Source organism: Ensifer sp. Root558, from assembly GCF_001427045.1.
Lineage (GTDB): Bacteria > Pseudomonadota > Alphaproteobacteria > Rhizobiales > Rhizobiaceae > Ensifer > Ensifer adhaerens.
Genome location: NZ_LMGC01000012.1, coordinates 702895 through 725690 on the forward strand (window position 1 = coordinate 702895; position 22796 = coordinate 725690).

Genomic DNA, 22796 nt, shown 5'->3' on the forward strand with positions numbered 1-22796 from the left:
TGCTCCTGAACCTTCCCGGGGCAGCGGTGGGCGCCGGATTTCGTGCGCTCGCGAGACAGAGCGGCGGGGCGCGCTCGGATCGGCGCGCCGTAACCGTAAACGCGTGAAAATTTGCAATGTTCCGACCGCTACAACCCAAGGGACGTTCGATCGTCGTCGCCCGCTTTACAGCGGAGGTTTCCGCTGCATGATGGTAGCGCTCACGGGAGGGTAGAACGGCATGGCGGATCCGGTATTTCAAAATGGCACCTTTGTCGGTCGCGCCTGGCGAGCCGATGTCGGCGGCCCGTCGGTAGTTGTGATCCGTGACGGCGCGCTCTTCGACATCACCTCGAAGGCAGCGCCCACCATGCGCGACCTCCTCGAACACCCGGATCCCGTTGCGCACGTCCGCTCCACCCAGGGCGAGCGGCTTGTCGCGCTCGAGGATTGCCTCGGACAGAAGGCGGATCCGTCCGCCCTGCATCTCCTTGCGCCCTGCGATCTGCAGGCGGTGAAGGCCTGTGGTGTCACCTTCGCGCGCTCGATGATCGAGCGCGTCATCGAGGAGCGGGCGGCGGGCGATGCGTCGCGCGCCGAAACGATCCGCGCCCGCGTCACAGCCGTCATCGGCGACAGTCTGCGAAACCTGAAGCCCGGTTCGCCGGAGGCGGCCCGCGTCAAGGCAGCCCTCATCGAAGAGGGCGTCTGGTCGCAGTATCTGGAGGTCGGCATCGGCCCGGACGCGGAGGTCTTCACCAAGGCGCAGGTTCTCTCGGCGGTCGGCCCGGGCGCCGATGTCGGCCTGCACCCGGCCTCACGCTGGAACAATCCGGAGCCGGAGATCGTGCTTGCGGTTTCCTCGAGCGGCCAGGTGAGGGGTGCCACCCTCGGCAACGACGTCAACCTGCGCGACATCGAGGGGCGCTCGGCGCTGCTTCTCGGCAAGGCCAAGGACAACAACGCCTCATGCGCCGTCGGTCCCTTTATCCGCCTCTTCGATGAAACCTACGGGATCGACGATGTCCGCAAGGCCGAACTGACGCTCCTGGTCGAAGGCGAGGACGGCTACCGCCTGACCGGCCGCAGTTCGATGGCCGAAATCAGCCGCGACCCGCTCGACCTCGTCGCTCAGACGATTGGCCCGCACCACCAGTATCCTGATGGCCTGATGCTGTTCATGGGCACCCTCTTTGCGCCCGTCGAAGACCGCGACGAGCCCGGCCAGGGCTTCACCCACAAGCTCGGCGACGTGGTGACGATCGCCAGTGCCGAACTCGGGTCGCTGACCAACACGGTCAGGCTTTCGACCGAATGTGCGCCCTGGAGCTTTGGCGCAGCGGCGCTGATGCGCAATCTGGCAGGACGGCGGCTGCTGTAAGGAGCAAGCTCACGGCCGAACGCGTCTGCACGGTCACTATGTCATGTCCCGCATAACCCAGAGCGACCGACCCGCATGCGCAATGTCAGGCACGGCCCGTAGGCGCGCATCATCCCGGAGCCGTATGGCCTCCACCGTATCCATGGAAAAAACCCGCCCATCCGTCTCGTTGGCGTTTGGGGTAATCCACCAGCGCCGACCCTCCTGGCAAAGTCCGGCTTCCGGATGTTCCTGGATGTACTCGATCGCATAGGCTGCATCCGCTTTTCTATCGGTATCGAGCATGAGTCTTCCTCCGCCTGATCGTTTCGGGAGAGGTGTGATCATGCGCTTGTTTGGCCGAGGCCGCCAATGTCGACCTTAGCCACCTGATGAATAGCGTGCTGCTTTCGACCGAGTGCGTACCGACACCTACTTGGGGAAAGTGATTCCCTTACTTAGGTCCTCCAGATCGTACCTGTCGTCATGCGGCGTTCCGTTGATGTCCCCAGTGATCCTCACGTCTGCGATGCCGTTGTTTGTATCAGCCGAGAATTTGAGGCTTGTGTCCTTTTTGACGCTGCGCCCGACGATAGGTTCCAACTTGTCGTCCACGCAGTAGCTGCCGGGCAATTCGTCTATCATCGTTAAATTGTTGCAGTCCTGCTTAAATTTCACGGTTGAGGTGATCGACATGACATTCTCCGTTAGAGAGTCCGGCTAGTCGCGGTTTAGTCGGCGGTCGCGATGCGCCATCGATTGGGTGATCGCATATGAGGTCGGCGACCGCTTTCCGGGCAGGTTCGCGTCTAGAATGAGCGTCTGCGCATCGCCAAAGCTAGTCGCGATTTCAATCAACTCTGTCGATGCCCGAATGCGCCACATTTGATAGGATGCACCTGCGATCGAATCGAAGCCGCAACCGACCGCTGCTTCGGCCTTCGGGCCTGTCACGATGAAGATTCGATGGGAATCCAGCCTGTAGCAATGCCCGTCGAATGCGTAGCCGTAGGCCAAGACGATAGAGTAGTCGCCCGCCTTGAGGCCGCCACCGTCCTTAAACAGTTGGACCCGAAGCTCGGTACTATGGCCTTCACCGATATCGAACCTGCCATAGTCATCGTTTGCGTTGAGCTTGACGCCGTAGAGAACAAGCTCGTCCGCTTTGTATCTGCCAGTTGCCGGTGCCGGTACATGTTCGTAGTCCATCTCGTTCTCCCTCTGTTTCACCAAAGAATTTCGCGCCATCGCATGCAATCTTCAAACTGTTCGACATAGGCTCGACCACGTCCCCGATCGGCGGCCGTCAAAAAGGCTTCCGCTGCCGCTTCGAAGGTGACGTCGTCGGGTTCCAGAAACCGCCAGGAGCGAACGACGCTCTCGCCGACGATGTCTCGCGCCTCTTCTAGGGCAGCCTTGCTGGCAAAGTGCTTCAGCTCGTAGTCCGCTCTTGATGGGCGCAACGTCGCTTCGATGAGCTCTGGCGCCAGTTGCTGGCGCAGGTTGCCGAACTGGCGAGGATCGAGGTCGGACAGTCCTCGCTCGAAGAGCAGTGTCTGATAGACCTCGACCAAGCAGTCGAAGAGCCCTCCGGCAAATGGCTTGGAATGATCGTGCACTTCATGGCTGACGTCGCCCGCGCGCAGCGAATTGTTGAAGGTGCGGATCTGCCTTTCGTCGCTGAGCTCGGCGAAGCGATCGAGTTCGTTGTTGATCAAAAGGTTGCCGCCGGTGCGGCGCAGGATGCGATCCGCGGCTGTATCGAAATGCAGCAAGCCGAGCAGCGATGCGAAGTCGGCGACCGCTTCGTGATAGGCAAAAAACTCGCTGCCGGCGCCGTCGCCCTCAAGCAGGCCCAGTTCGCTGAGAAGGATCAGGTGGCCCATCTCATGGGCGACGGAATCGAAATTGAGCGCGAATCGCGACGTCACTCTCGCAGGTTCGCTTTCCCCGAATTCCACAAAGCCGAAGCCCGATTGTGCGTTGTCCCAGTCGGCAATGTGCGGAATGATCTCCAGCCGGCTCAGGGTCGGTTCGAAGAACCATCTGATTTCGCGCCCGACATAGCCCTCGAAGATATCCAGCACGCGCCGTGCGCAGGCAAAGCTGTGTGTCGCCAGAAAGGCAGGCGAGTCCGGCGTGATGTAATCGAAATGTCCGTCAGCGTCCGGTTCCACCGGCGGGCAGAGTGCGCCGGCATAGGGCGGCAGGATAGGGTAGGCATAGGGCCTCTTGGTTTCGAGCGGATCGGCGACATACATGCGCCGGTCGGACGGGCCGGCCGTAATCCCGCCTGCCGAAGGGGCGAGCCAGACCACCTCGGGTTTCTCGTAACCTGGAATGTATGGGGGTTGCGGAAAGACAAGAAAGCGCGTTCCGAGACGCGGTGAAGCGGCTCTGCCCGGGTCGGCGTCGGACGTGTGAGCGGCGGCATCCATGTTGGCCTCTCTCGCGGTTTCAATATCACCTGTGATTGTAAAATTCGATTAACTTGTTCGTACTAATCCGCTCGGAATATTTCATCGAGCAGCTCAGCGTATTGAAGATCGTATGCAAAAGCCTCGGTCATCTCGAACGCGTTGCTCTTGTCCGGGCCTTTGCGCCGAAGTTTAAAGGTGGAGATCGCCTTTAGTAGTTCGATTGCGTCAAGTTTCTTCTGTCTCGGTAATCCGATTGCGAGATGACGTCTTAATCGCTCAATATCAGGGTCGTTGTTATTATTCCTGACACTGTCGAGGATGGTGCTGTAGCTGCGCTCGGAATAATGAAGCGATCGTGCCGCCTGTTCGAGTGCAACGCGCAGTTCGTGTGTGATGATGCCCCTTCGTTCAGACTGTTTCAGTGTCAGTCTGATGTCAATGAGGGCTTCGGTGAGAGCTCTTGAACCCAGTTCGGGCGGCGCCATCGCCACAGCGACGTCGGCGTCGTCGGCAAGCCTCGTGCGCCGATACCAACGGTAGACGAAGCCATAGCCGATCATTCCTTCGTCGCTGAGTTCCGCCGCGCGGACGGCGCCCATGCTGGATGCGCCGCAGACATACACGCCCTTTGCCAAGGCCCAGAGGATCTCCTTATGCCGAACCGCCGGCCGCTGCGCAAACTCGCCATCGATGATCGCGATCACCGCTGGACGATGTTTCAGCACGGCGCGCACGACGTCCCCTTGCCCGGCTGGCGGAAGATAGGTCGCATCGAGCTGTGCTCGCGCCTCGGCGGCACTCAGCGTTGGTCCGAGGAAGACGATCGTTTCACTCCTCAATGCTCACCTCCAGGGGCGGGGCAACCACTCTGACCACATGCAGAGGGAGCGCTTCGTCCGAGAACAGGACCACGACGACGACCGCTTTGACACCAGCGGCGACCATCGCCTCGAGAATGGCCGGTAACGGGTTTTCGCCCCCGTGCGCAGGCTCATTTTCGGGAAAGGGCAGACCGCCGCGCGACAGGGTTTCGAACCAGGCGATCAGTTCGCTTCGTTCCGGTGGGGCGTAGAAGCGGCCAATCACGTCTTCCCGGGTCGCGGCGATGGCGCCGAGGCGCGACTGGCACGCCTCGATAAGAGCCTTGGCAAGGGCGCGGTCATGATCGATGTCGCAGCCGAAGCCAGACGCCGGCAAGGGGGCCAGCGGAACCCGCGCCGGGTCTTCCATGACATGACACCAATAGGCGGGCAGGCCACTCGGGCTTGGTAACGCCCATACGCCCGCAGCCAGCCCCGCCTGGCGCAGCCGGCCAAGGATTTCGCCGGATTTGCCTCCGCCAATGGTGTCGACACCGATCTGGTAGCGGTCGAAGAAGTGCGGCCGCCGGGTGGCCAGATGATGCGCGTGGCGTTCGAGGATCTCAAGGCAGCCGTGAATCAGTGCCTGCTGCAGGCTCGTGCCTGCGGCAAGCCCGGTGGTGTTGCGTTGAAGCCAGTGCGGATGCGGAGAGGGGATGACGTAATTTGTGTCGACCGCCGCCAGCGGCACGGGCCGGAAAGAGCCGGAGATCAGATCCCAGCCTGAAATCCAGGCGAGATCGTTGCTGTCGGCCGGCGGCGTTGCAGCCGGATGGAGATGCGACCACATCCCGTCGGCATTCATGTCCGCAAGGCTGGCCCGCCACACGCGCTCCGCCGGTATGCGCTCCGATGCCCATCCTTCAAGCGATTCCATCAGGCCGGAGATGGCGGCTTGGGCATAGCTGAGGCCCTTGCCCTGATTGACCGAAACCGAGCGCGAGGCCGGGCGGACCACCTGCACGACCGGTATGCCGATCCGATCGAGCCCGGTTACCGATCCGAGGCGGGTGATCCCGAAATCCCGTCGGAGGGCGAGAATTTTCTCCACGGTTTGCCAGGTGTCGGGAGGGGCTGGGGAGGGGGCGTTCAGCACGCCCTCGAGCGATCGGTCCTGGAACGAAACGCTCGCCATCGCCGACTAGCCGAAGTGATGTCGCAAATCGTGCCCGGCGCGCTTGGCCAGCCATTCGGCGCCCTGCGTCTCGGCCGATTGCAAGGCATATCGCAGGTCGCGCCGTGCCCGCGCAGGAGCGTCGCCGAGCGCCAGCCGCAGATGCGCCCTTCGCCGGTAGAGCTCCGCAAGCCAGAACCATTGGCCGCTCTTGCGGCCAAGCGCGATGGCGTTCTCGATCGGGACGACCGCCGCTCCGGGATCTCCCATGCGTTCCAGGATCTCGGAGTGCATGTCGCTGTGGATCGACAGATTGTCGTCGGTCCCCGTGAGCTTTTGGAGGCGCAGCCCTTCCTCGAAGCGCGCAGCGCCCCGCTCCGGTGACGAGGCCATGGCTTCCGCCCAGCCGCAGTACATATTGGCGCGCGCCTGGCTCGCCACCAGGCCATTTTCGTCGGCGAGCGCCAGCATGCGTTCGCCGAGGCTGTGCACGTCTTCATATCGCTGCTGGCAGCGACGCAACACGATTCCGTAGTAGAGCGCATGCACCATGCTGCCGACATGCTCCGTCCTGTCGGCCCACTCCAGGCATTGCCGGATGGCCGCCTCGCTCGGTTCGTGTGCGTCCGTCAGAAGGTAGGACAAGGCGCTTTCGCCAAGGCCGCAGACCTTGGCGTCGTGGCCGCCGTAGAAGGCGCGATTGCGAAGCGCCCGTTCCGCGTCATATAGGGCGATGCCCTTGCCGACGCAGTCCAGGCAGTAGTCGTGATGGCCTGCATGGAAGCTCGTCGCCCAGCCGCAATGATAAGCTTGAAGCCGCGTTTCGGGATCCCGGGCGCCCTCCATGTCGCTCACCAGCACGCGCGCCCGCGATTGTTGCAGAGAAATGTTCGGAGCGGTGAACCACCAGCCCCAATAAAGCGGCAGGCGCTCTTCGCGGTTGGCGGAGCCGTCGCGCTTGAGCAGTGAAATGGCGCGCGCGTAGGTCCGGCGGGCCAGTTGCGACCCTTCGCCCTCGAGCGCCGTCGCCACGACGCCCTGAAGCTGCAGCAGGTCCAGCAGGAACGGACGGCGATCCACGTGCCGCCGCATCGCCGCAATCTCGCGGGCGCAAAGATCGAGCGACTGGCGGGCCTCGCGCATCGCCGATCGCAGGACGCACGCCTCCGCCGCCTTCATTGCAAATTGCGCCGCCTGGAGATGGAGGCCAGCTTCGGCGCATTGCCAGGCGGCCACGGCTGGCGGCACGCTCGGCACGTCCTCCTCGCTTAGCAATTGGGCGATGCGTTTGTGGAACCTGCGCCGGTCGGTGCGAAGCAGGCTGCCATAGGTCGCCTCGTGCTGCAGCACGTGGCGGAACTGGAAGGCGTCGTTGGAGGTGGCGCCTTGTTCGATCACGCCATGCGCGACGAGTGCGGCAAGGTCCGCTTCGAGCGAGGCTGCCGCTGCGCCATCGAGCAGCCGATTGAGCAGGCTGACGCTGAACTCCCTGCCGATGACGCTTGCCAGTTGGGCAACGCGGCGCGCGCTTCCAACCTTCGCGAGCTTGACGGCTAGGAGATCGTTCAGCGACGAAACGCCTTCTTCGACGAGCAGCTTCGTCCAGCTGGCGGCGGCGGGCGCTACGGAATGCCGGCTGCGAAGCAGAAGCGCGAGTTCCTTGGCATAAAGCGGCAGTCCGTCGCATTGCTGCAGAATGAAGGACACCAGGCCTGCCGGTGGCGCGCCGCCCCATACGGAGGCGACCAGGCTCTTCATCGCCGCGGTTCCGAGGCCTTGGAGGGGCAGGCTTTCGGCGGCTGCAACCGCCGTCGGTCCACGCGAGGTCTGGACCACGAGAACCGGACGATGGCGAGCGTGGCTCACCAGGTGCTCGAGCATCGTCAGGGTCATGCTGTCGGCCCAGTGCACGTCCTCGATCACGATGAGCTTGGCCGCCTCGCCGGCGCACAGGATCTGCACGGCCGCCCGGATGACATCCTTTCGGAACGCCTCGCCGGAGAGATCGGCAACCTGGATATTGCCGGCCTTGCGTCGCGAATCGCCGCCGGTAAACGTGGCGATCGCGCGCGCCGCGCGCTCGTCGACGGGAAGCCCGATGCCGTGCAGGGCCTCCCGCAGCTGCGGTGCGTTGCCGCGCTGCAGGACATCCTTTCCCACGCTTGCTTCCAGAAAGCCGATCAGCGGCTGCATGGGCTCGCCGGTCATCCGTGCATCGCATTGCAGAAGAATATCGGCATCGTTTTCGCGCCCGAGCGAGCGGCGCAGTTCGGCGACGAGCCGGGACTTGCCGATACCGGCTTCACCGGTCACGGCGACCGATCTGCCAGTGCCGCTGCATGCGGCGTTCCACTCGATCGTGAGCCGCGCCAGCTCTTTCTCGCGCCCGCCCATCGGCGCGCCGCGCGCCGGGTTCGACCGGTCGCGGAGAGATCCAGGGCTTCTGGCAAGAGGCTGCCACAACGCCGACGGTTCAGAGAAGCCCTTGAGAGCGGCGTCGCGCAAGAAAGTATAGTCGAACCTGTTTCGGGTGAGCTGGTAGGTTGCCTCGGCAACAAGGACCGTATCAGGCTGCGCTTCCGCCTGAAGCCGCGCCGCCAGTATCGGTGCGGTGCCGACAATATCCTTGCCGTCGGAGGAGAGGACGACGACGCTGGTTGCGACGCCGACGCGCAACTTGAAGGGTACCGTGCGCGGGCGGTGGCTTTGCCGGGTCGCCATCTCAATGAGCTCCAGAGCCGCCTGGACGGCCATTTCGGCTGCGTCCTCGACCTGCGCCGGATAGCCGAAGTAGCCGCATCCGCCGTCGCCAAGCCGCCGGCTAAGATTGCCCCCATGGCGACGAATGATGTCTTCCGAACTGTTGTGGAGACTGGCGATGGAGCGGAGGTATTTCTCCGGGTCGTTGCTGAGCAACAGCTCGGTCGAACCGACGATATCGTAGAAAACCGCCGTCACCTGGCGCCTTTCGCCGCCGAGCTGAATTCGCGAATCGGACCCCTTCATTCTCGCCATCGCCCAACGTCAGCCGAGTTGACCACATCCCACTCCATTTGCCACGCATAGGCAAGCGACCATGGGGCAGAATATCCTAATATTCCTACCTCAGAGGTGACGGAGCTTACGGTGGGCAGGGATTTCGGCGCCGTATCGGGCCGCCAATGGCGTCAAAGCGACATCCAGCGCGATCTGAAAATCAAGGATTTAAAGAGAGAAGATTGGCTGGGGAACCTGGAACATAATCCAACTTTTCCTAGTGCCTTGTTCCTGCTCAACATATTGCATTAACTAACATTTCCCGTCTAGAGGTGTTCCGGTAACGTGTTCCGGTTCCCTGTTCCGAGAGCTTCTCAATGGCCCGACGCTCCAATCTCATCCGTCGCGAAGGCGGCACCTACTATGCGCGCATCTATTTCCCTGTCGACCTGAAGGACCACTTCCCTGGCGAGGACAAAAAAGTGTCGCTGCGAACCAAAGATGAGGCTGTCGCCAAGCAGCGGCTCTATCCGGAACTGCAGAAGTGGGAGGCGCTCTTCGAGGAACTCCGAGCGCGGCGGAATGTCACCGACGAGGACAAGGCCGTTGCCGTCTGGGAGCACTACGAGACCAAGCTTCTTGAGGATGCGGAGAAACGCCGTGCCATGCCGACCGCCTCCGCGATGGAAGAGGAGGTTGCCCGAATCTGGCGACGCATCGACCTCGGTGAGATTCACTCTGGCGACATGGTCGGCATGATCAATGGATATGCCGATCTCGAGCTAATGAAGCGAGCGCGTGAGGACGATGCGAACCTGAGGAGGCGCCGTCTTGCGGCCCTTAAGCGCGACCTGGGCAGTGGCGACGATAAACTGATCGAGGGTGCGACTCGTGAATTCATCGAGCGACATCGCCTGCTGATTGATGATGGCTCCGGGGAATTCCGAGAGCTCGCGTCTCTAATGATTCGAGCCGAAATCCAGGCACTTGAACGCACGTTGGAGCGAGATGGCGGCGACTATTCCGGTGTGCCTACAGATTCGATCGTCAAGCCGGTGATCGCGAAACGGCGGGAACTTGCAGCACCTGGCGAAAGCATCATGGAGCTCTTCGAGATCTACGCCCGCGAAAATCCGAAGAGCATCACCGCGGACACCATTGCCCAGGCGCGACGCGACATTGGCACCTTTGTCCAGCATGTCGGCGTTACCTTTCCGGTATCACGGGTCGATAAAAAGGCAGTGCGGGAATGGAAAGCCTTACTGATGCTCTATCCCGTCAAAGCTACAGAGACCAAGGCTTTTGAGGGTATGAAAATCGATCAGATCGTCGAGCATAACAAGACGGTGGGGAAGCCGGTGCTGAGCCCGCGCACGGTGAACCGATATCTGTCCAGCCTCGCGGCTTTCTGCAATTGGCTCGCAGCCCACGGTTACATTGAGAGCAATCCGACCGAAGGGATGTTCCTCGCAAAGGATAAGCGAAAGAAGGTGTTTCCGTTCACGACGGATCAGATGAATATTCTCTTTCGATCCCCGCTCTTCACCGGATGCGAGAGCGACGAAACTCCCCGTTTCTGGAATAAGCCAGGGACGGCTCTAATCAGAGATCATCGTTTCTGGGTTCCGCTGATCATGCTCTATTCCGGTGCTCGGCCGGCGGAGATCGCACAACTGCTCCTCACAGATGTTCGCCAGGAGGGCGACACCTGGATATTTGATATCACCGAAACAAGCGACGATAGCGATGAGGACATCAAGAGCGTCAAGACCGACGGATCGCGTCGTGTGGTCCCGGTTCACAATGAGCTCGTCAGACTCGGGTTCCTGGATTATCTCACGGACATCCGGAAAGCCGGGCATTCGCGCGTTTTCCCATTCGCCACTCGCAACTCACGCGGTCAGATGATTTCCGATTTCAGTCGCGATTTTGGACGATACCTGGAGAAGATTGGCCTGAAGAAGGGCAGGGGGCTTTCCCTCTACTCCTTCCGACATGGGGCCTTTGATGCGCTGAGGCGTGCCGGATACCTCGATGAGCAGTTCAATTTCATCTTCGGCCATGTCAGCGGCAATCGCGTGACCCGAGGATATGGCGTCTTGACGCAAGGCATGCTGGACCAGCGATCTGAGCTCGTGAATGCAATTGCCTATCCTGGACTTGTTTTGAAACACCTCTTTCCTGTGTGAAATGGCACTCAGCAGCCATGGGTTCTTACGTAGTTCAGTATGAAGGAGTTCTGGTGGAGGCCGGATCAATCGATCTTCTTGCAAGAGTTTGTGAACCCCGACTGAGGGTCGCTTTATTTCGGTCATTTCTAATAAATCATGAGTCGCGGCATAGTAACTGCCGTTCACACTAAACAAAATTATTGGTTCTGCACCATCGAACCGCCCTTCTTGGCGCTCCGGATAGCGCGTGTGATCCAGGACATGACGGAGTCCTTCTGTCCCGAACCATCACCGAGATGCTCCCGTTCTGTAATACCTTCGGATGATCTTGCAAATACGGCCTCAACCTCCTTGCCAAGGTCTTCCACGGACATGAAAGTCAGATCTATGATCTGATTGCGCAACCGCAGAAGTTTTGTGGCGCGCCGCATGACATCCTCCATCTGCGCTCGACCGATACGGTCGGCAGTGTCGAGCCAGCCGATCGCGATAGCCTTCGAGAGCTGCACATCCGACGCAATGGAGGCGCGCTCGAAGATCTGAACCATCGCATCCTCGCTGAGGCCCTCAAGCAGATGCCAGCGTTTCTTGCCGGCAGTTTCGCCCAGATCGAGGGTGCGCCCCCGGATCCAGAGTCTCTGAAACGTGTTGCGGACACCTCCGGCGAAGCGGGCACTCTGTCTCGCCGAATAGCGCCATACGACGAGTTCTTGCAGCAAGATGCAGGACAGGAACGCCCAGGTGTCATCGCGCAACAGGTCCGGAGAGGACAGTCGCGGATGCCCGGCGAGCCATTTCGCCGCGTCGACATCGAAACCGTTCTTCTGCTTGTCTGATGCCCGACCTGGATAGCCGTGCTGCTGAGCGATCGCCGTCATCTGAGCTAGAATATCTTCGACCAGTTCGGGCGAAACCGAGCCGCCGCTCGGCGCATACCAGATCCATGCCTCATACTCGCTCCGGCGTCTGTCGACGTCCATGAGCTCCGAATTTTCGAGCGTAAGACGCTCGAGATCTTCCATGAACCGCATCACGCCGACGTCGTTCAACCGGGGGAGAAGCCTGACATTGCTCATTCAAAATCTCTCAGCTCGGCGGCGGCATGAATGCTGGCGTGGAATTGGCCGGGAAGACTACGTCGGATGCTCCGGACCTCGGCCAGCTCGCGCGACGGGAAGGCTAGATTCAGCCAGCCCGCGATCTGGGCGCCGACCGAACCCTCTTCAGATCCATCTAGCTGTTCGCCAAGATCCTCCATGTCGAGGGTGGACCCGACCATCTGAACCATCACATCACCGAGGATAGCTTGGAGAGTGGGCACGTCGCCATTCACGACCCGCTCCGCCAGTCCCTGATGATCGGAGTTGACATAGAGGCGGATCGAGCCACCGAAATCCGCGGAGAGCCCGCCCGGTCGCCATGACAGGTACCAGGGCGCCGAGACATGACGGTGGTTGGCGAAGGTCTCTGCAAAGGAGACGACCTCGATCGGAAAACGATTGTCTCCACCATCCTCGAGCTCGACAGAGCCTTCGTGCGACCAGAGGCGAGACCCGACGCGGCTCGGAGAAAGCACCGAGCCGTTTGCGGCAGGAGTCGCCAGCACCACGTCGATCCGAGCATGCAGGCGCCCAGACAGGGTGTTTCCTGGAATGACTGCATGCAACTCTGTCGGTTGATCGGTTGCAGCATCGACAAGCTGAGAACTCACGCGCGTCACGATTCTGGGAAAGCGCCCACGTCCCGTGCCGATCTTGAAATTGACCGCGAGCTTGAGCTCGTCCTCGGGGATCGCGAGCATCTTCGCGGCGGCCCGCACGTCAACCGAAATGGAGCCACGGAGCTCGATGTCGGCTGCATAGTCCCATTCGTCGAGCATGAGCTTCATCGGGAAAAGCAAGGCTCCGGGCTGGCCGATCATCCAGCGTCCGAGCGTCACTGCTTCGTCCGGCAGGCAGAGAAAGGGAAGGGCAAAAGTTGCGGTCATACAGAATCTTCCTCTTCGAAACTGAAGCGAATTCCCACGGCTGCATCGTCCGGCATGGTGACCCGACACGAGACCATGCCTTGGGTGTTCCCGATTCTGATCCCGTTCGATCCGGCTATTTTGTCGTTGAGGAAGAGGTCCACGAGGTTGATCCTGATGTCACCGGGCAGATCGTCGACCGAGGTGAAGGAGCCGTCCAGCACCAGCTGCGGGCTGGCATGTAGAACGAGATCGGGTTGGCTACCATCATTTATCAGTTCCGCCTCGAACTTGGCGACACGCTGGCCTTCGCGATATTCCAAGCCCGCAAAGCGGGGGGCGGAAATCGTGATCTTCTTCTTGCTCGCGACACCGCCCGGGGAAGTCGGCCGCCCTGGTCCCCTTCCGGAGCTCCTGGACAGAAGTCTTCCCAGCTTGGCGGCAGTCCTGGCGATGGATGGTCCACGATCCTCGTTTGTACCAAATGCGGCCTTCGGCTGGACGTAGGTTGCCGCCGTCAGCTTTAGTTCCCTGAGCGCCACGTTGACGTAGGTCTTGGCTCGCCCCTTCGGAAGCATGTCCGGAATCCAGTCGTCGTGGGCCGGTGGCTCGGTCACGGCAAAAGCCTTTTCTATCTCGTCTTCCTCCGAACAAATGAAGACACCTGCCCATTCGAAGTGCGGGTCGACGAAGGCCTCGCCAGGTAGATATCGAACAACCAGCTCGACGGGACGCATAAGTGCAATGGAATGCGCCTGTTCGCGCATGGGGCTTCCATCGCGCAATGCCATAAGGTTGCGAGATGCACGCAGACCTCGGACAATCGAGAGGAGGCCGAGATCGGCGATCGGTCTGCCGCCGCGGATTGTCGTGACTTCCCCTTTTCCTTGACCGCGCACGTTCCGCAGTGCTGCGGCGTAAAGGTCTAGCGGCGGATAGTCCTCAGGCGCAGGGATTTCGACCTGTTCGCCTTCAAATACGAGCCGCACGTTGATCTTCCGTTCCGCAGGCGTGAACCCGCACATCCTTGGCCAGAAATTCCAGAGAACGGACTCCATCAGTTCGGCGCGCAGATCCTCCCCCCGATCGACATGCGGAGCCACGATCGCTATCGTTGTGCCGGTTCGGCTCTCGTCACGCGGCGGAAGCCCCAGCGTTTCGGAAAGTGCGACTGCTTCTGCGCCCTCAAGCGGCTCGACCCCACCTTCGGCATCGTGGCGGCCCCACCAGTGACGCCCGGTGAAACGGCCACGCTCTCCGTCGGTGTCGGCTTCGAATGCATCGCCGAGATGGCACCCCATGACCCGACGAACGGGAATCCCGTCGCAGGTGGTCTGAGTGTCGGTGATGATGGTGGAGGCGCGGCTCAGCGCATAGAGCGAGGTCTTGCCATATCCGTAGGTTCCGCCTCCGTGATGAGTGTCGCGTGCGGCACCGATATTGCGCAGGAAATTGACGAAATCCAGCCTCTGATCGCCAGCTGCGACATCTGCACGGGTCGGCCCGGCAAGCCCCAATGTGTTGAAATCGGCAATCTCGAGGAGGGAAACCTGGTCCTCTTGAAGGATGTCGCGCAAGTTCGCGCTCTGTTCGTCCCCGTTTGCTGCATCGGCTTCTTTCGGCGGCAGTGCCTGGAAAAACAGATCGCGCAGTCGGACAAGCTCCTCTCCCTCGAGGGTCCTGAAGCGCAGCAGGATCTCGACCCCGTTGCCCTTGGGGGCGGCATCAACCGAGTTCTGCAAGGCTTCCCGTATCACGGTCTGCAAGAGGCCGAGTGCAGGGCGTCCCAGGAGGCGACGGAAACCCTCGCCGGCCATATTCCCCGTGCGGGCGAATTTCTCGCTATGCAGATCGAGCGGGATCATGCGGCGAACTCCAGGAAGAGGGCCTGCGCCTGTCTCTGGTCCATAAGATGCGCGCGAGCCGTCGCGAGATCGATTTCGTAGGTCAGTGCGACAATACCAGTGGGCAGGACGCCCCCAGGAAAGGATGCTGGAGTTATGGACGGGAATCCGGCCGATAGCGAGTACATGTCGATCCCCTCAAGCGCAAAACTCTTGGCATTCCATTCTTCGGCTTCCGGATCACGGCACCCGAGCTCGTCTAGGCGCTCGTCGAGTACGAGTTCGTCTACGCCATGCTCGATTATGGCGCGACGGAGTGCGGCAATGGAAAGCTCACCGTCGCCTACGGGCTCGATCCGAACGTGCGCGAGGTGCAAGCGACCATTCAGCGGAGGCAACAACTGTTCCGGCCCATGAATGGTAACGCGCGAGGCGTCGGAGCGGAGCGATGTCTTGACCTCAATAGCTATATCGTGACGCCGGAAGTCATGGCGCTGTCCAGCCGGGCCGGTCCATCCGTCGAGTGCCGCGGGCAGTATGGCTGTCAATCTCTCGAGAATGACGAGTTCGCCGATCAGCCCGCAGAGCTTCGTCAGGGGGATTTCTCCGTCTGGAGCGCGCGCGAGAAGATTTCGGAAGTCTTGGATGGTCCCGTGGACAGCGGTTTCCGGGCCGTCGCCACTCTCCAGTCGTTTCAGGATCTCCTCGACCAATTCCGTGAAGACACGGGTCAGCCGTGGGTTGCGGAGGGTGATGTCAATAAAATGTTCGAGCTTTCCACCCGACCGAAACGAGGACCGCGTGAGGAGGAGATTGTGGCCGCTTGCGGTCGCCGAACCTCCAGCCGGACGTCCGACAGGGACCAGGAGCCGCGGCTCGCCAAGCGGGCCGATTGCCAGACGGACCTGACCGTAGCCGGTCGTGACCGCCGTAGCCCGGCTTGGAACCTCCAAAACTCCATCGCCTCGGCCCGAGGCGCGTATCTCGATCCATTCCCTCTCAATTCTGCCGGTATCAGGCATCTGCGCCTTCCACCTCCTCGATCTGGTCCTGGCTCTCCTCAGTTTCCTCAACCGCAGGGGCCTCGATATCAACCGAGAAATAGCCGCCCGAGCGATCCTTCTGACCGGGAAACACAATTCCGAACCCGACCACATCCGAGACGGCATCGAGTGCAACACGGGACGAGGGCTTGTCACCACCCGACCTCTGCTCTTGCGGCTCGGATTTCGCATCGATCAGATACAAGAGGAGCAACGGGATTGTGGGCCTGCATGATTTGTAAGCCGTCCAGTCCTCCTTGTCCGGCTTCTGGGCGGCATCGATCAGGATGTCGTCCTTGGACATAAGGGCTTTGATGTCGGCATACCGGGGCGATGCCTCCCCCAGCCGAGAACGTCGCATTGTCGGAACCTTGCCGAGATCGCCGAGCGGTTTGGCGGATTGTGTAGTCGACTTCGTCTGAATGATCGCGACATTCCACTCGCCAAGAGAGCCCCCCGCCTCGTCCAGATAGCGAATGAGGTGGGATTTCTTGAGGTCCATGTGCTCATCCGAGATTTCGGTTGCGGCCAAGAAGCGCCGTACGGCCTGAAAGGAAATTCCTCGGAACAGCAGCCCCCGGGCCTTCGGATCGGGCACAGTCGTTGCCAGCATCGCATCCACGAGCTGCGACGCGGCGCCCCAGTTGCCGCCCACGATCTCGCTGTTGTGATGGTCGAAGCGGATGGTCTGGACGTGTTTCCCGGAGAAGCTCATGCTGGTGCGGAAGGCGTGCTTCATCTTGGTCGCCGCCGTGATGGCCATGCCGGGTATCGAACGCACCTTCACCGCGAAGTCGCGTGGCGTGAGCTTGCTTTCGCGATAGACTGCGATGTCCTCGCGGATCTCCTCCTCGATCACGGCGAGAGAACGAAACTTGGAGGCCAGGTCCTCGGTCGTCCAAAGCCGTGGGAGATCTTCGTAGCCGCGGCGATAGCCGAACCAGCGCCCCATCTGCAGCAGGGTGTCGTACTGCTTTGACGTCCGAAGGAAGAACGAGACACAGAGCCCCTCGAGCGTGAGGCCGCGGGCGAGCACTGTGCCCCCGACCACGATGCAGGTGATCGGATCACCGGTATAATCAAGGCGCAGGGCTTCGTCCGTTTCGCCATTCTCTACCGGATAGCAGAGCGCATCAAGGACCGCGGGGACATGAGCGAGGACCACGTCGAAATCTTCCGGAATGCGATTATAGCCGGCCGGGGCAGTGCGCTCCCGTTCACGCTCGAAAACCTCTCGCAATCTCGCGGTGGGGCCGCCAACCCCTGAGATCAGGTCGGATTTTCTTTGCTCCACCCAGTTTCTGATAAGCTCGGACATGTATTCGTGTTGACGCACAAATGGTGAGGAATGCACCAGCATAGACATGTGCTCGCCCTCCTGACCACGGGCTCGGCGAATTGCGCAGCTGGTGAGGAACCATAGGATTGCGTCCTCGAGGCTCTGCGTTATCTCGGGACGGAAGCTCTCCTTGTCCTTCGGTGAAGTCGGTCTCAGGACATCTGGATCGTCCTCTGAGAGGGTGCGGATCATGTCCCGCTCTTCGCTATCCGCCTCCGCGCTGTCGCTTCCAAAGACCTCGCGCGCACCAAAATAGCCGATCGGTCGCTCCAGCGCGGTGATGAAATCGCGCGGATAGAGATCATCTAGATCCTTGTCGTTACCGTAAGGATAGGGGTTGATGAAGACGTTGGCGAACGGCGTCGCGGTGTAGCCGACATAGGTGACCGCTGGCAGAGCTGCCAAGACATGCCGTATCTCGGCATTGATCCGGGTCATGTCAAACTCGCCGCGTGCGGAGTTCACCGAGGCCTGATCGCATTCGTCGTCGATCAGGAGCACTTTGAGTTTCCGCAGGACCACCGCGGGGGTGTTGGATATCGTACGCCTTAACTGCTTGAGACGGCTCCCCTCCTTCTTCATGACGATCAACTGGGCATGGCCCTCTGCCGGCATCACGAAGCCCCCATTTGCAGGCTGGACGAAATCCCCAGCGGGATCGCTCGTCGTGTAGAGTTGCCAGAGGGTGCGATGGCGCAGGACATCCTTTTCGAAGCGATCTTGAGTCTGCTTGCGCAGCTTGTTGGTCACGCCGCCCAGGACAATTATCATGTTGTAGCCGGCATCGACGGCCTTCGCCATGACTGCGGTCATGTTGGCAGTCTTCCCAGACTGCACATATCCCACCACAAGGCCGCGACAAGCGAACTTGTCCTTTCCGGGGTTGCCCAGCAGCGAGACAACTTCAGTCGAGGCCCGGTCCAAAGAGCCGATCGTGTCGAGGTCCCAATTCTTGGTCTTGAGATACTCGTGCAGCGCGGACCAATGGTGGCTGTTGGCGCCTGGCCCCCGATACCAATCCTCTGGCGCATCGACGATCGAGTGTCTGCGCAGAACTTCGACGTCTTGGATCTCAGCTCTCACTATCTCCAAAGCAGCCTCGAGATTCGCGACCATCTCCGGCCCGAAGGGGCCGAACATACCTTCCATCTCGCGCCGGCACGACGCTGCGGTGTCTTCTAGGGTGCCATAATTTGCACGTCTCTGGCGGAGCTGAGTGGCGAAGGTGTCGATTTGAGGAGAGGCCATTGCAATCCCTAGAGTTGAAAAACGATTCGCCTCCCAACTCTAGACTAAATGCCCGTCAAAAGAACAGCTGCCTAAGACCTGCCAAACCTCAAGTTGCTCATTGGAACTGCGTTAAAGAACTTAAAAGTAACTTTGCAATCTGCCTTGCGAGATACGGCGGCACTGCATTTCCAACTTGGACATACTGCTGTGTCCGATTTCCCAGGAAGAGGTAGTCGTCCGGGAACGTCTGCAACCGCGCAGCCTCCCGCACGGTTAGGCTTCGGCACTGCATTGGATCAGGATGGATGAAGTAGTGGCCGTCCTTAGATATATGGCTCGTCACGGTGGTTGACGCCTCGTTGGAAAGCTGTACGCGAAATCGATCATTGAAGACGCCGCTATCCCAGTTTCGATGATCGGGGCTGAGAGCCGAGGGAAAATCGGCAGCCTTCGGGCTGTAGCCGCGGACAGCCCCGAAGACCGCGGCAAACAGGTATCTTCCAAGGTCCGAAACCATGTGTCCACGTGTCTCGTGCTGCGCAAACGCCCTCAGATCCGACCGGTCGAGCCATCGCAGCAGCTCATCGTTCGATCTGCCGTATCCTTCTGGCAACGATGACGCCATTCTAGGGTACGGAAAATCTTGCGTCAGCCGCCTCGGCAAGTTCGCAAACGCTTCGTGCAGCGAGTCATCCCTGCGATCCCGATAGATGTCGCCCAGTCGCCTCGCAGCGTCGGCAACCTCCCGCTGCCATGATGCCGCGTCGTCGCGGCCGCGGCTGATGCCACTTCGAAGGGCAGGCAGCGACGCGATGACGTCGCTGACCGTTCGCGTCGAGTCGGAAAGAGCTATCTTGGCCGTGGCGGCATTGTCTGCGAGATCGGAGCGGACCCCGACAATTATAACCCGGTGGCGTCGCTGTGGAACCCCGAACTGCTCTGCACGAACGATGAAGTCAGATGGCTGCGTTGCTTCCTGCAGGCTGGCCATTCCATTCTGAACCCTGATCGCCCGCAGTTCATAGTGGTGGTCCTTGCCAGTGCCGAGCGACGAAAGGTCCTCCAGCAACATCTCGAAGACCAGGCGGCTCTCGACCGTCGAGGACAACATGCCCTTGACATTTTCCATCACGAAGACAGCAGGGCGGAGCCGGTCCAGCACCCGGATGTACTCGCGGAAAAGGTAGTGCCGTGCATCCTCCTCGGGAACATAGCCGATCTTGCCCTTGGCTCGAGCGCGCCCGACAAGGGAGTATGCCTGGCAGGGGGGGCCGCCGATCAGAATTGTGTCATCGTACTCATCCTTCAGCTTCGCGATGGCGCCATCGATTGCGGTAGCAGCCGCCTCGCTTCCGAGCTCCAGTGCACGAGCCTCATTGCCTGCATGTCGCCACGCTTCGGCGTCGATGGCTGACCAGTCTGGTTCCGCCGTAATCCCTGCATGGAACTCAATGAATTCGGTGGGCAGTGTATCGTGGCGAGACTGGTATTCGCGCAGGAAAGATCGCAGCTTCAGGGTCCGATGGGCCGATGCCTCCTTCTCGACCGAGATGCCGATCCGAAACGGCGCATGCCCGTTCTCGACGAGCGATGCAAAGCCTTCACCGAGCCCTCCCGGGCCAGCGAACAGATCAACTATGCCGAAAGTGGAAGGCAAACTAGACTCCTGACGATTTTTACCTGCGGGTGTATACTAGGTTCGCGGACGAATACCAGGGCCCAGAGGACCGATATCGTAGACCAGCAGACCCGTTCCCGAATGATGTCGGCCATAGGGGGAAAGAACACGAAGCCCGAGCTCGCTCTGAGGCGTGCACTTCATGCCCGCGGCTTTCGCTTTCGGATTCATTCAAAGCATGTCTACGGGCAGCCGGACATTGTCCTTGCCAAATACCATGCTGTCGTTTTTGTACACGGCTGCTTTTGGCATCGCCACCAAGGCTGTCGCTATACTACAAACCCGTCAACACGCTCCGATTTTTGGATGGCGAAGTTCGATGCTAATGTAGTTCGCGACAATATGGTTCGCACGGCTTTACTCGCGAACGGATGGCGGGTGGCGACGGTCTGGGAGTGTGCATTACGAAAGCCAGAGAAGATTTCAGCCACGGTCGAGTGCCTCTCGACTTGGCTTGTGTCCGCTGAAGACGAAATCGAAATCGAGTAGATCAGCGGTCAGACCGCAACAGTGTTCTCTCAGCATACGCGCAATACCCTGCGCCCAGGTGTCCATGCGGAACAAGTTTTTCCCGAAGTCACAGGCGCGAAAATCGTCCGGACCGCCTGTGGTGCAGGAAATCTGCTTTGAGACCGGGCAGCCGACCTAATAACTTGTCTTTAGACCCTTAGCACGGACCTAGGTTCAGGCTTACTGTGCCTTTCTCCTACTTCCCCATCTCCCTCTTCACCTTCCTTTGAAGACCAGCAAGCGCCCACTCGACTACGCGCGTCAGTTCCTCATAAGCTACCATCGTTCCGTATGGTCCGACGCCGGTCCGGTTTCTCCGTGGCATCTTGCTGCCTTTCGTCTTGTGCCAGCTCTTGAAGTTCGGCATCTCCAACTTTCTAAAATCCTCCTTGGCATCCTCTCTAATCTGGAGACCCAGCACGCCGGCGTTCAGGAATCTTTGCCTCCTGGTTTCTTCTATACGCATTTTGACAGCCGACGATTGCGCGCGAGCTCCATAAGGCGGGAACACCCCGAATGTCGGCTTCATGAACTGGAAGAAGTTTTTCTGGAGCCTGGCGAAATTGAAGTCGGCCAGGCCATCGAATGCGTGAAGTCCTGTTTCCCGGCAGCCATCAGGACCGAGTGTCACTTCGATCCGAATCCGCTTCTTGTCTTCAGATAAATGATCGCGTGTGCCGGCGGCCTTGTTCTGCTTGTCCAAGACCTTGTTCTGGATACGCCAGGATGCTCGCGGATCGTCTTTTTCGCCGACATAGAAGGTTGATTCATAAAGCACTGACCGATCGGTGCTCGGCGTCATACGGTCAATCACGTCAAGTCGGATGTCGTAAGTGTTCCGGCCTACGATGTAATCTGTCTCATCGATCATGCCTGGCATGAACCTCGGCCACTTTCCGCTAGCTGTGACCTGCCACTGAGAATTCCCTCCAGAATGGATTAAAGTCCGGCCCATAGAGGACGGACGAATGAAGAAGCAGAGATTTACGGAAGAGCAGATTATTGNTGACCTGCCACTGAGAATTCCCTCCAGAATGGATTAAAGTCCGGCCCATAGAGGACGGACGAATGAAGAAGCAGAGATTTACGGAAGAGCAGATTATTGCGGTGCTGAAGGAGCAGGAGGCAGGCGCAAAGGCCGCTGATCTTTGCCGCAAGCACGGGATTTCAGAAGCGACGTTTTATAACTGGAAAGCCAAATATGGCGGCATGGAAGTCTCCGAGGCGAAGCGGCTGAAGGCGCTTGAGGACGAGAATGCGAGGCTGAAGAAGCTGCTGGCCGAACAGATGCTGGATGCAGCCGCACTTCGCGAGCTTCTCCAAAAAAAATGGTAGGGCCCGCTGCCAAGCGTGAAGCCGTCACGCATCTGAAGGCCGTCATGGGTCTGTCGGAGCGTCGGGCCTGCCAGATCATATCCGCCGACCGCAAGATGATCCGCTACCGGTCGTGCCGACCCCCGGAGGTGGAGTTGCGGACGAAGCTGCGCAACCTCGCCAATGAGCGGCGGCGTTTCGGCTATCGGCGGCTGTTTGTCCTGCTTCGGCGGGACGGAGAACCGTCCGGGGTCAATCGCATCTACCGGCTCTATCGCGAGGAAGGACTTTCCGTTCGCAAGCGGAAAGCCCGGCGGCGTGCCGTCGGCACGCGTGCGCCGATCCTGGTCGAGGCGAAAGTCAACGCTCGCTGGTCTCTGGACTTTGTGCATGACCAGTTCGCCTGTGGCAGGCGCTTCCGTGTTCTCAATGTCGTCGACGATGTGACGCGCGAATGCCTGGCCGCCATCCCCGACACCTCGATCTCCGGGCGTCGCGTGGCGAGGGAACTGACGACACTCATCGAGCGCCGTGGCAAACCCGGCATGATCGTTTCTGACCACGGCACGGAGTTCACCTCGAACGCCATCCTCGCCTGGTCGAAGGATCACAAGATCCAATGGCATTACATTGCGCCGGGAAAGCCCATGCAGAATGGCTATGTAGAGAGTTTCAACGGGCGCATGCGGGACGAGCTGCTCAACGAGAGTCTGTTCTTCGGCCTCGATCATGCCCGCAGTTCCATTGCCGAGTGGGCGGAGGATTATAACCATTTCCGGCCGCACTCATCGATCGGATACCAGACCCCGGCAGACTATGCCGGGTCCATCGCCGCAACCGGCTCCAACGCTGCGCAAGTTGAAAGCTTCGCGTTTCCGCCGGTTGCTCCCACCGCGCCACTTGGCGTATTCAGAACCGCGGGGACTTTAGTCGCAGCTGGATGAAAGTTCAGTGGCAGGTCAGMTGTCAGCACGCGTGTCGTGGGGAAGAAG

At 60.2% G+C, this 22796-nt stretch carries 17 protein-coding genes; 4 read left to right on the top strand and 13 right to left on the bottom strand.

All coding sequences use genetic code 11. The features are described 5' to 3' along the window. The first annotated feature begins 220 nt into the window (after positions 1-220). Complete coding sequence (locus tag ASD63_RS16720) at positions 221-1360, top strand: fumarylacetoacetate hydrolase family protein (RefSeq protein WP_034800872.1); 1140 nt, start codon at positions 221-223, stop codon at positions 1358-1360. A gap of 36 nt (positions 1361-1396) precedes the next feature. Here the strand turns inward: ASD63_RS16720 and ASD63_RS16725 are convergent, their stop codons facing one another. The 7 genes from ASD63_RS16725 to ASD63_RS16755 all read right to left on the bottom strand — a co-directional run bounded on the left by ASD63_RS16725 (position 1397) and on the right by ASD63_RS16755 (position 8739). Beyond that, positions 1397-1645, bottom strand: coding sequence for a hypothetical protein (locus tag ASD63_RS16725; protein WP_034800874.1), 249 nt, complete (start codon positions 1643-1645; stop codon positions 1397-1399). A 126-nt stretch (positions 1646-1771) separates the two neighbouring features. Beyond that, positions 1772-2035 (bottom strand): hypothetical protein, encoded by a 264-nt coding sequence (locus tag ASD63_RS16730; RefSeq protein WP_034800877.1) that lies wholly within the window; start codon positions 2033-2035, stop codon positions 1772-1774. Between the two features lie 24 nt (positions 2036-2059). Further along, on the bottom strand, positions 2060-2548 hold the full coding sequence (locus tag ASD63_RS16735; protein WP_034800879.1) for a hypothetical protein: 489 nt from the start codon (positions 2546-2548) through the stop codon (positions 2060-2062). 17 nt (positions 2549-2565) lie between these two features. Continuing rightward, positions 2566-3777 carry a hypothetical protein gene (locus ASD63_RS16740; protein ID WP_034800881.1) on the bottom strand — a complete coding sequence of 404 codons (1212 nt, stop codon included), beginning with the start codon at positions 3775-3777 and terminating at the stop codon, positions 2566-2568. Between the two features lie 62 nt (positions 3778-3839). After that, positions 3840-4598 (bottom strand): TfuA-like protein, encoded by a 759-nt coding sequence (locus ASD63_RS16745; protein WP_034800884.1) that lies wholly within the window; start codon positions 4596-4598, stop codon positions 3840-3842. Then, positions 4588-5754 carry a YcaO-like family protein gene (locus tag ASD63_RS16750; protein WP_060529521.1) on the bottom strand — a complete coding sequence of 389 codons (1167 nt, stop codon included), beginning with the start codon at positions 5752-5754 and terminating at the stop codon, positions 4588-4590. Before ASD63_RS16750 ends, ASD63_RS16745 begins: the two co-directional genes overlap by 11 nt. A gap of 6 nt (positions 5755-5760) precedes the next feature. Then, positions 5761-8739: an AAA family ATPase gene (locus tag ASD63_RS16755; protein WP_034800888.1), complete on the bottom strand. Its 2979-nt coding sequence runs from the start codon at positions 8737-8739 to the stop codon at positions 5761-5763. 347 nt (positions 8740-9086) lie between these two features. On the opposite strand from ASD63_RS16755, the gene ASD63_RS16760 reads away from it, so the two are divergent. Beyond that, on the top strand, positions 9087-10898 hold the full coding sequence (locus tag ASD63_RS16760; RefSeq protein ID WP_060529522.1) for a site-specific integrase: 1812 nt from the start codon (positions 9087-9089) through the stop codon (positions 10896-10898). A gap of 179 nt (positions 10899-11077) precedes the next feature. Here ASD63_RS16760 and ASD63_RS16765 read toward each other — a convergent pair whose 3' ends face one another. The 6 genes from ASD63_RS16765 to ASD63_RS16790 form a co-directional block, all read right to left on the bottom strand. After that, the gene (locus tag ASD63_RS16765) at positions 11078-11956 is read right to left on the bottom strand and encodes a hypothetical protein (RefSeq protein WP_060529523.1); all 879 of its coding nucleotides are present in this window, start codon (positions 11954-11956) and stop codon (positions 11078-11080) included. Further along, on the bottom strand, positions 11953-12867 hold the full coding sequence (locus ASD63_RS16770) for a hypothetical protein (RefSeq protein WP_060529524.1): 915 nt from the start codon (positions 12865-12867) through the stop codon (positions 11953-11955). The genes ASD63_RS16765 and ASD63_RS16770 overlap by 4 nt, the downstream gene beginning before the upstream one ends. Next, the gene (locus ASD63_RS16775) at positions 12864-14711 is read right to left on the bottom strand and encodes a hypothetical protein (RefSeq protein ID WP_060529525.1); all 1848 of its coding nucleotides are present in this window, start codon (positions 14709-14711) and stop codon (positions 12864-12866) included. Before ASD63_RS16775 ends, ASD63_RS16770 begins: the two co-directional genes overlap by 4 nt. Continuing rightward, on the bottom strand, positions 14708-15712 hold the full coding sequence (locus ASD63_RS16780; RefSeq protein WP_060529526.1) for a PD-(D/E)XK motif protein: 1005 nt from the start codon (positions 15710-15712) through the stop codon (positions 14708-14710). Before ASD63_RS16780 ends, ASD63_RS16775 begins: the two co-directional genes overlap by 4 nt. After that, a complete protein-coding gene (locus ASD63_RS16785; protein ID WP_060529527.1) occupies positions 15705-18320 on the bottom strand; it encodes a Z1 domain-containing protein in 2616 nt (871 codons plus the stop codon). The genes ASD63_RS16780 and ASD63_RS16785 overlap by 8 nt, the downstream gene beginning before the upstream one ends. Before the next feature lie 97 nt (positions 18321-18417). Continuing rightward, positions 18418-19959: a DNA cytosine methyltransferase gene (locus ASD63_RS16790; RefSeq protein WP_060529528.1), complete on the bottom strand. Its 1542-nt coding sequence runs from the start codon at positions 19957-19959 to the stop codon at positions 18418-18420. Here ASD63_RS16790 and ASD63_RS34245 point away from each other — a divergent pair. Next, the gene (locus ASD63_RS34245; protein WP_082572904.1) at positions 19873-20469 is read left to right on the top strand and encodes a very short patch repair endonuclease; all 597 of its coding nucleotides are present in this window, start codon (positions 19873-19875) and stop codon (positions 20467-20469) included. The two genes, ASD63_RS16790 and ASD63_RS34245, sit on opposite strands and share 87 nt — an antisense overlap. 1089 nt (positions 20470-21558) lie before the next feature. Continuing rightward, a protein-coding gene (locus ASD63_RS16805) for an IS3 family transposase (protein WP_156624148.1) occupies positions 21559-22748 on the top strand; the annotation gives its coding sequence in 2 pieces (ribosomal slippage) (positions 21559-21811 and positions 21811-22748; 1191 coding nt in all). Positions 22749-22796 lie beyond the last annotated feature (48 nt).

Excerpts from the sequence above, each read along its gene's own strand:
- ASD63_RS16720 (WP_034800872.1), top strand. The coding sequence starts at position 221 with ATGGCGGATCCGGTATTTCAAAATGGCACCTTTGTCGGTCGCGCCTGG.
- ASD63_RS16725 (WP_034800874.1), bottom strand. The coding sequence starts at position 1,645 with ATGCTCGATACCGATAGAAAAGCGGATGCAGCCTATGCGATCGAGTAC.
- ASD63_RS16730 (WP_034800877.1), bottom strand. The coding sequence starts at position 2,035 with ATGTCGATCACCTCAACCGTGAAATTTAAGCAGGACTGCAACAATTTA.
- ASD63_RS16735 (WP_034800879.1), bottom strand. The coding sequence starts at position 2,548 with ATGGACTACGAACATGTACCGGCACCGGCAACTGGCAGATACAAAGCG.
- ASD63_RS16740 (WP_034800881.1), bottom strand. The coding sequence starts at position 3,777 with ATGGATGCCGCCGCTCACACGTCCGACGCCGACCCGGGCAGAGCCGCT.
- ASD63_RS16750 (WP_060529521.1), bottom strand. The coding sequence starts at position 5,754 with ATGGCGAGCGTTTCGTTCCAGGACCGATCGCTCGAGGGCGTGCTGAAC.
- ASD63_RS16755 (WP_034800888.1), bottom strand. The coding sequence starts at position 8,739 with ATGAAGGGGTCCGATTCGCGAATTCAGCTCGGCGGCGAAAGGCGCCAG.
- ASD63_RS16760 (WP_060529522.1), top strand. The coding sequence starts at position 9,087 with ATGGCCCGACGCTCCAATCTCATCCGTCGCGAAGGCGGCACCTACTAT.
- ASD63_RS16765 (WP_060529523.1), bottom strand. The coding sequence starts at position 11,956 with ATGAGCAATGTCAGGCTTCTCCCCCGGTTGAACGACGTCGGCGTGATG.
- ASD63_RS16770 (WP_060529524.1), bottom strand. The coding sequence starts at position 12,867 with ATGACCGCAACTTTTGCCCTTCCCTTTCTCTGCCTGCCGGACGAAGCA.
- ASD63_RS16775 (WP_060529525.1), bottom strand. The coding sequence starts at position 14,711 with ATGATCCCGCTCGATCTGCATAGCGAGAAATTCGCCCGCACGGGGAAT.
- ASD63_RS16780 (WP_060529526.1), bottom strand. The coding sequence starts at position 15,712 with ATGCCTGATACCGGCAGAATTGAGAGGGAATGGATCGAGATACGCGCC.
- ASD63_RS16785 (WP_060529527.1), bottom strand. The coding sequence starts at position 18,320 with ATGGCCTCTCCTCAAATCGACACCTTCGCCACTCAGCTCCGCCAGAGA.
- ASD63_RS34245 (WP_082572904.1), top strand. The coding sequence starts at position 19,873 with ATGCCCGTTCTCGACGAGCGATGCAAAGCCTTCACCGAGCCCTCCCGG.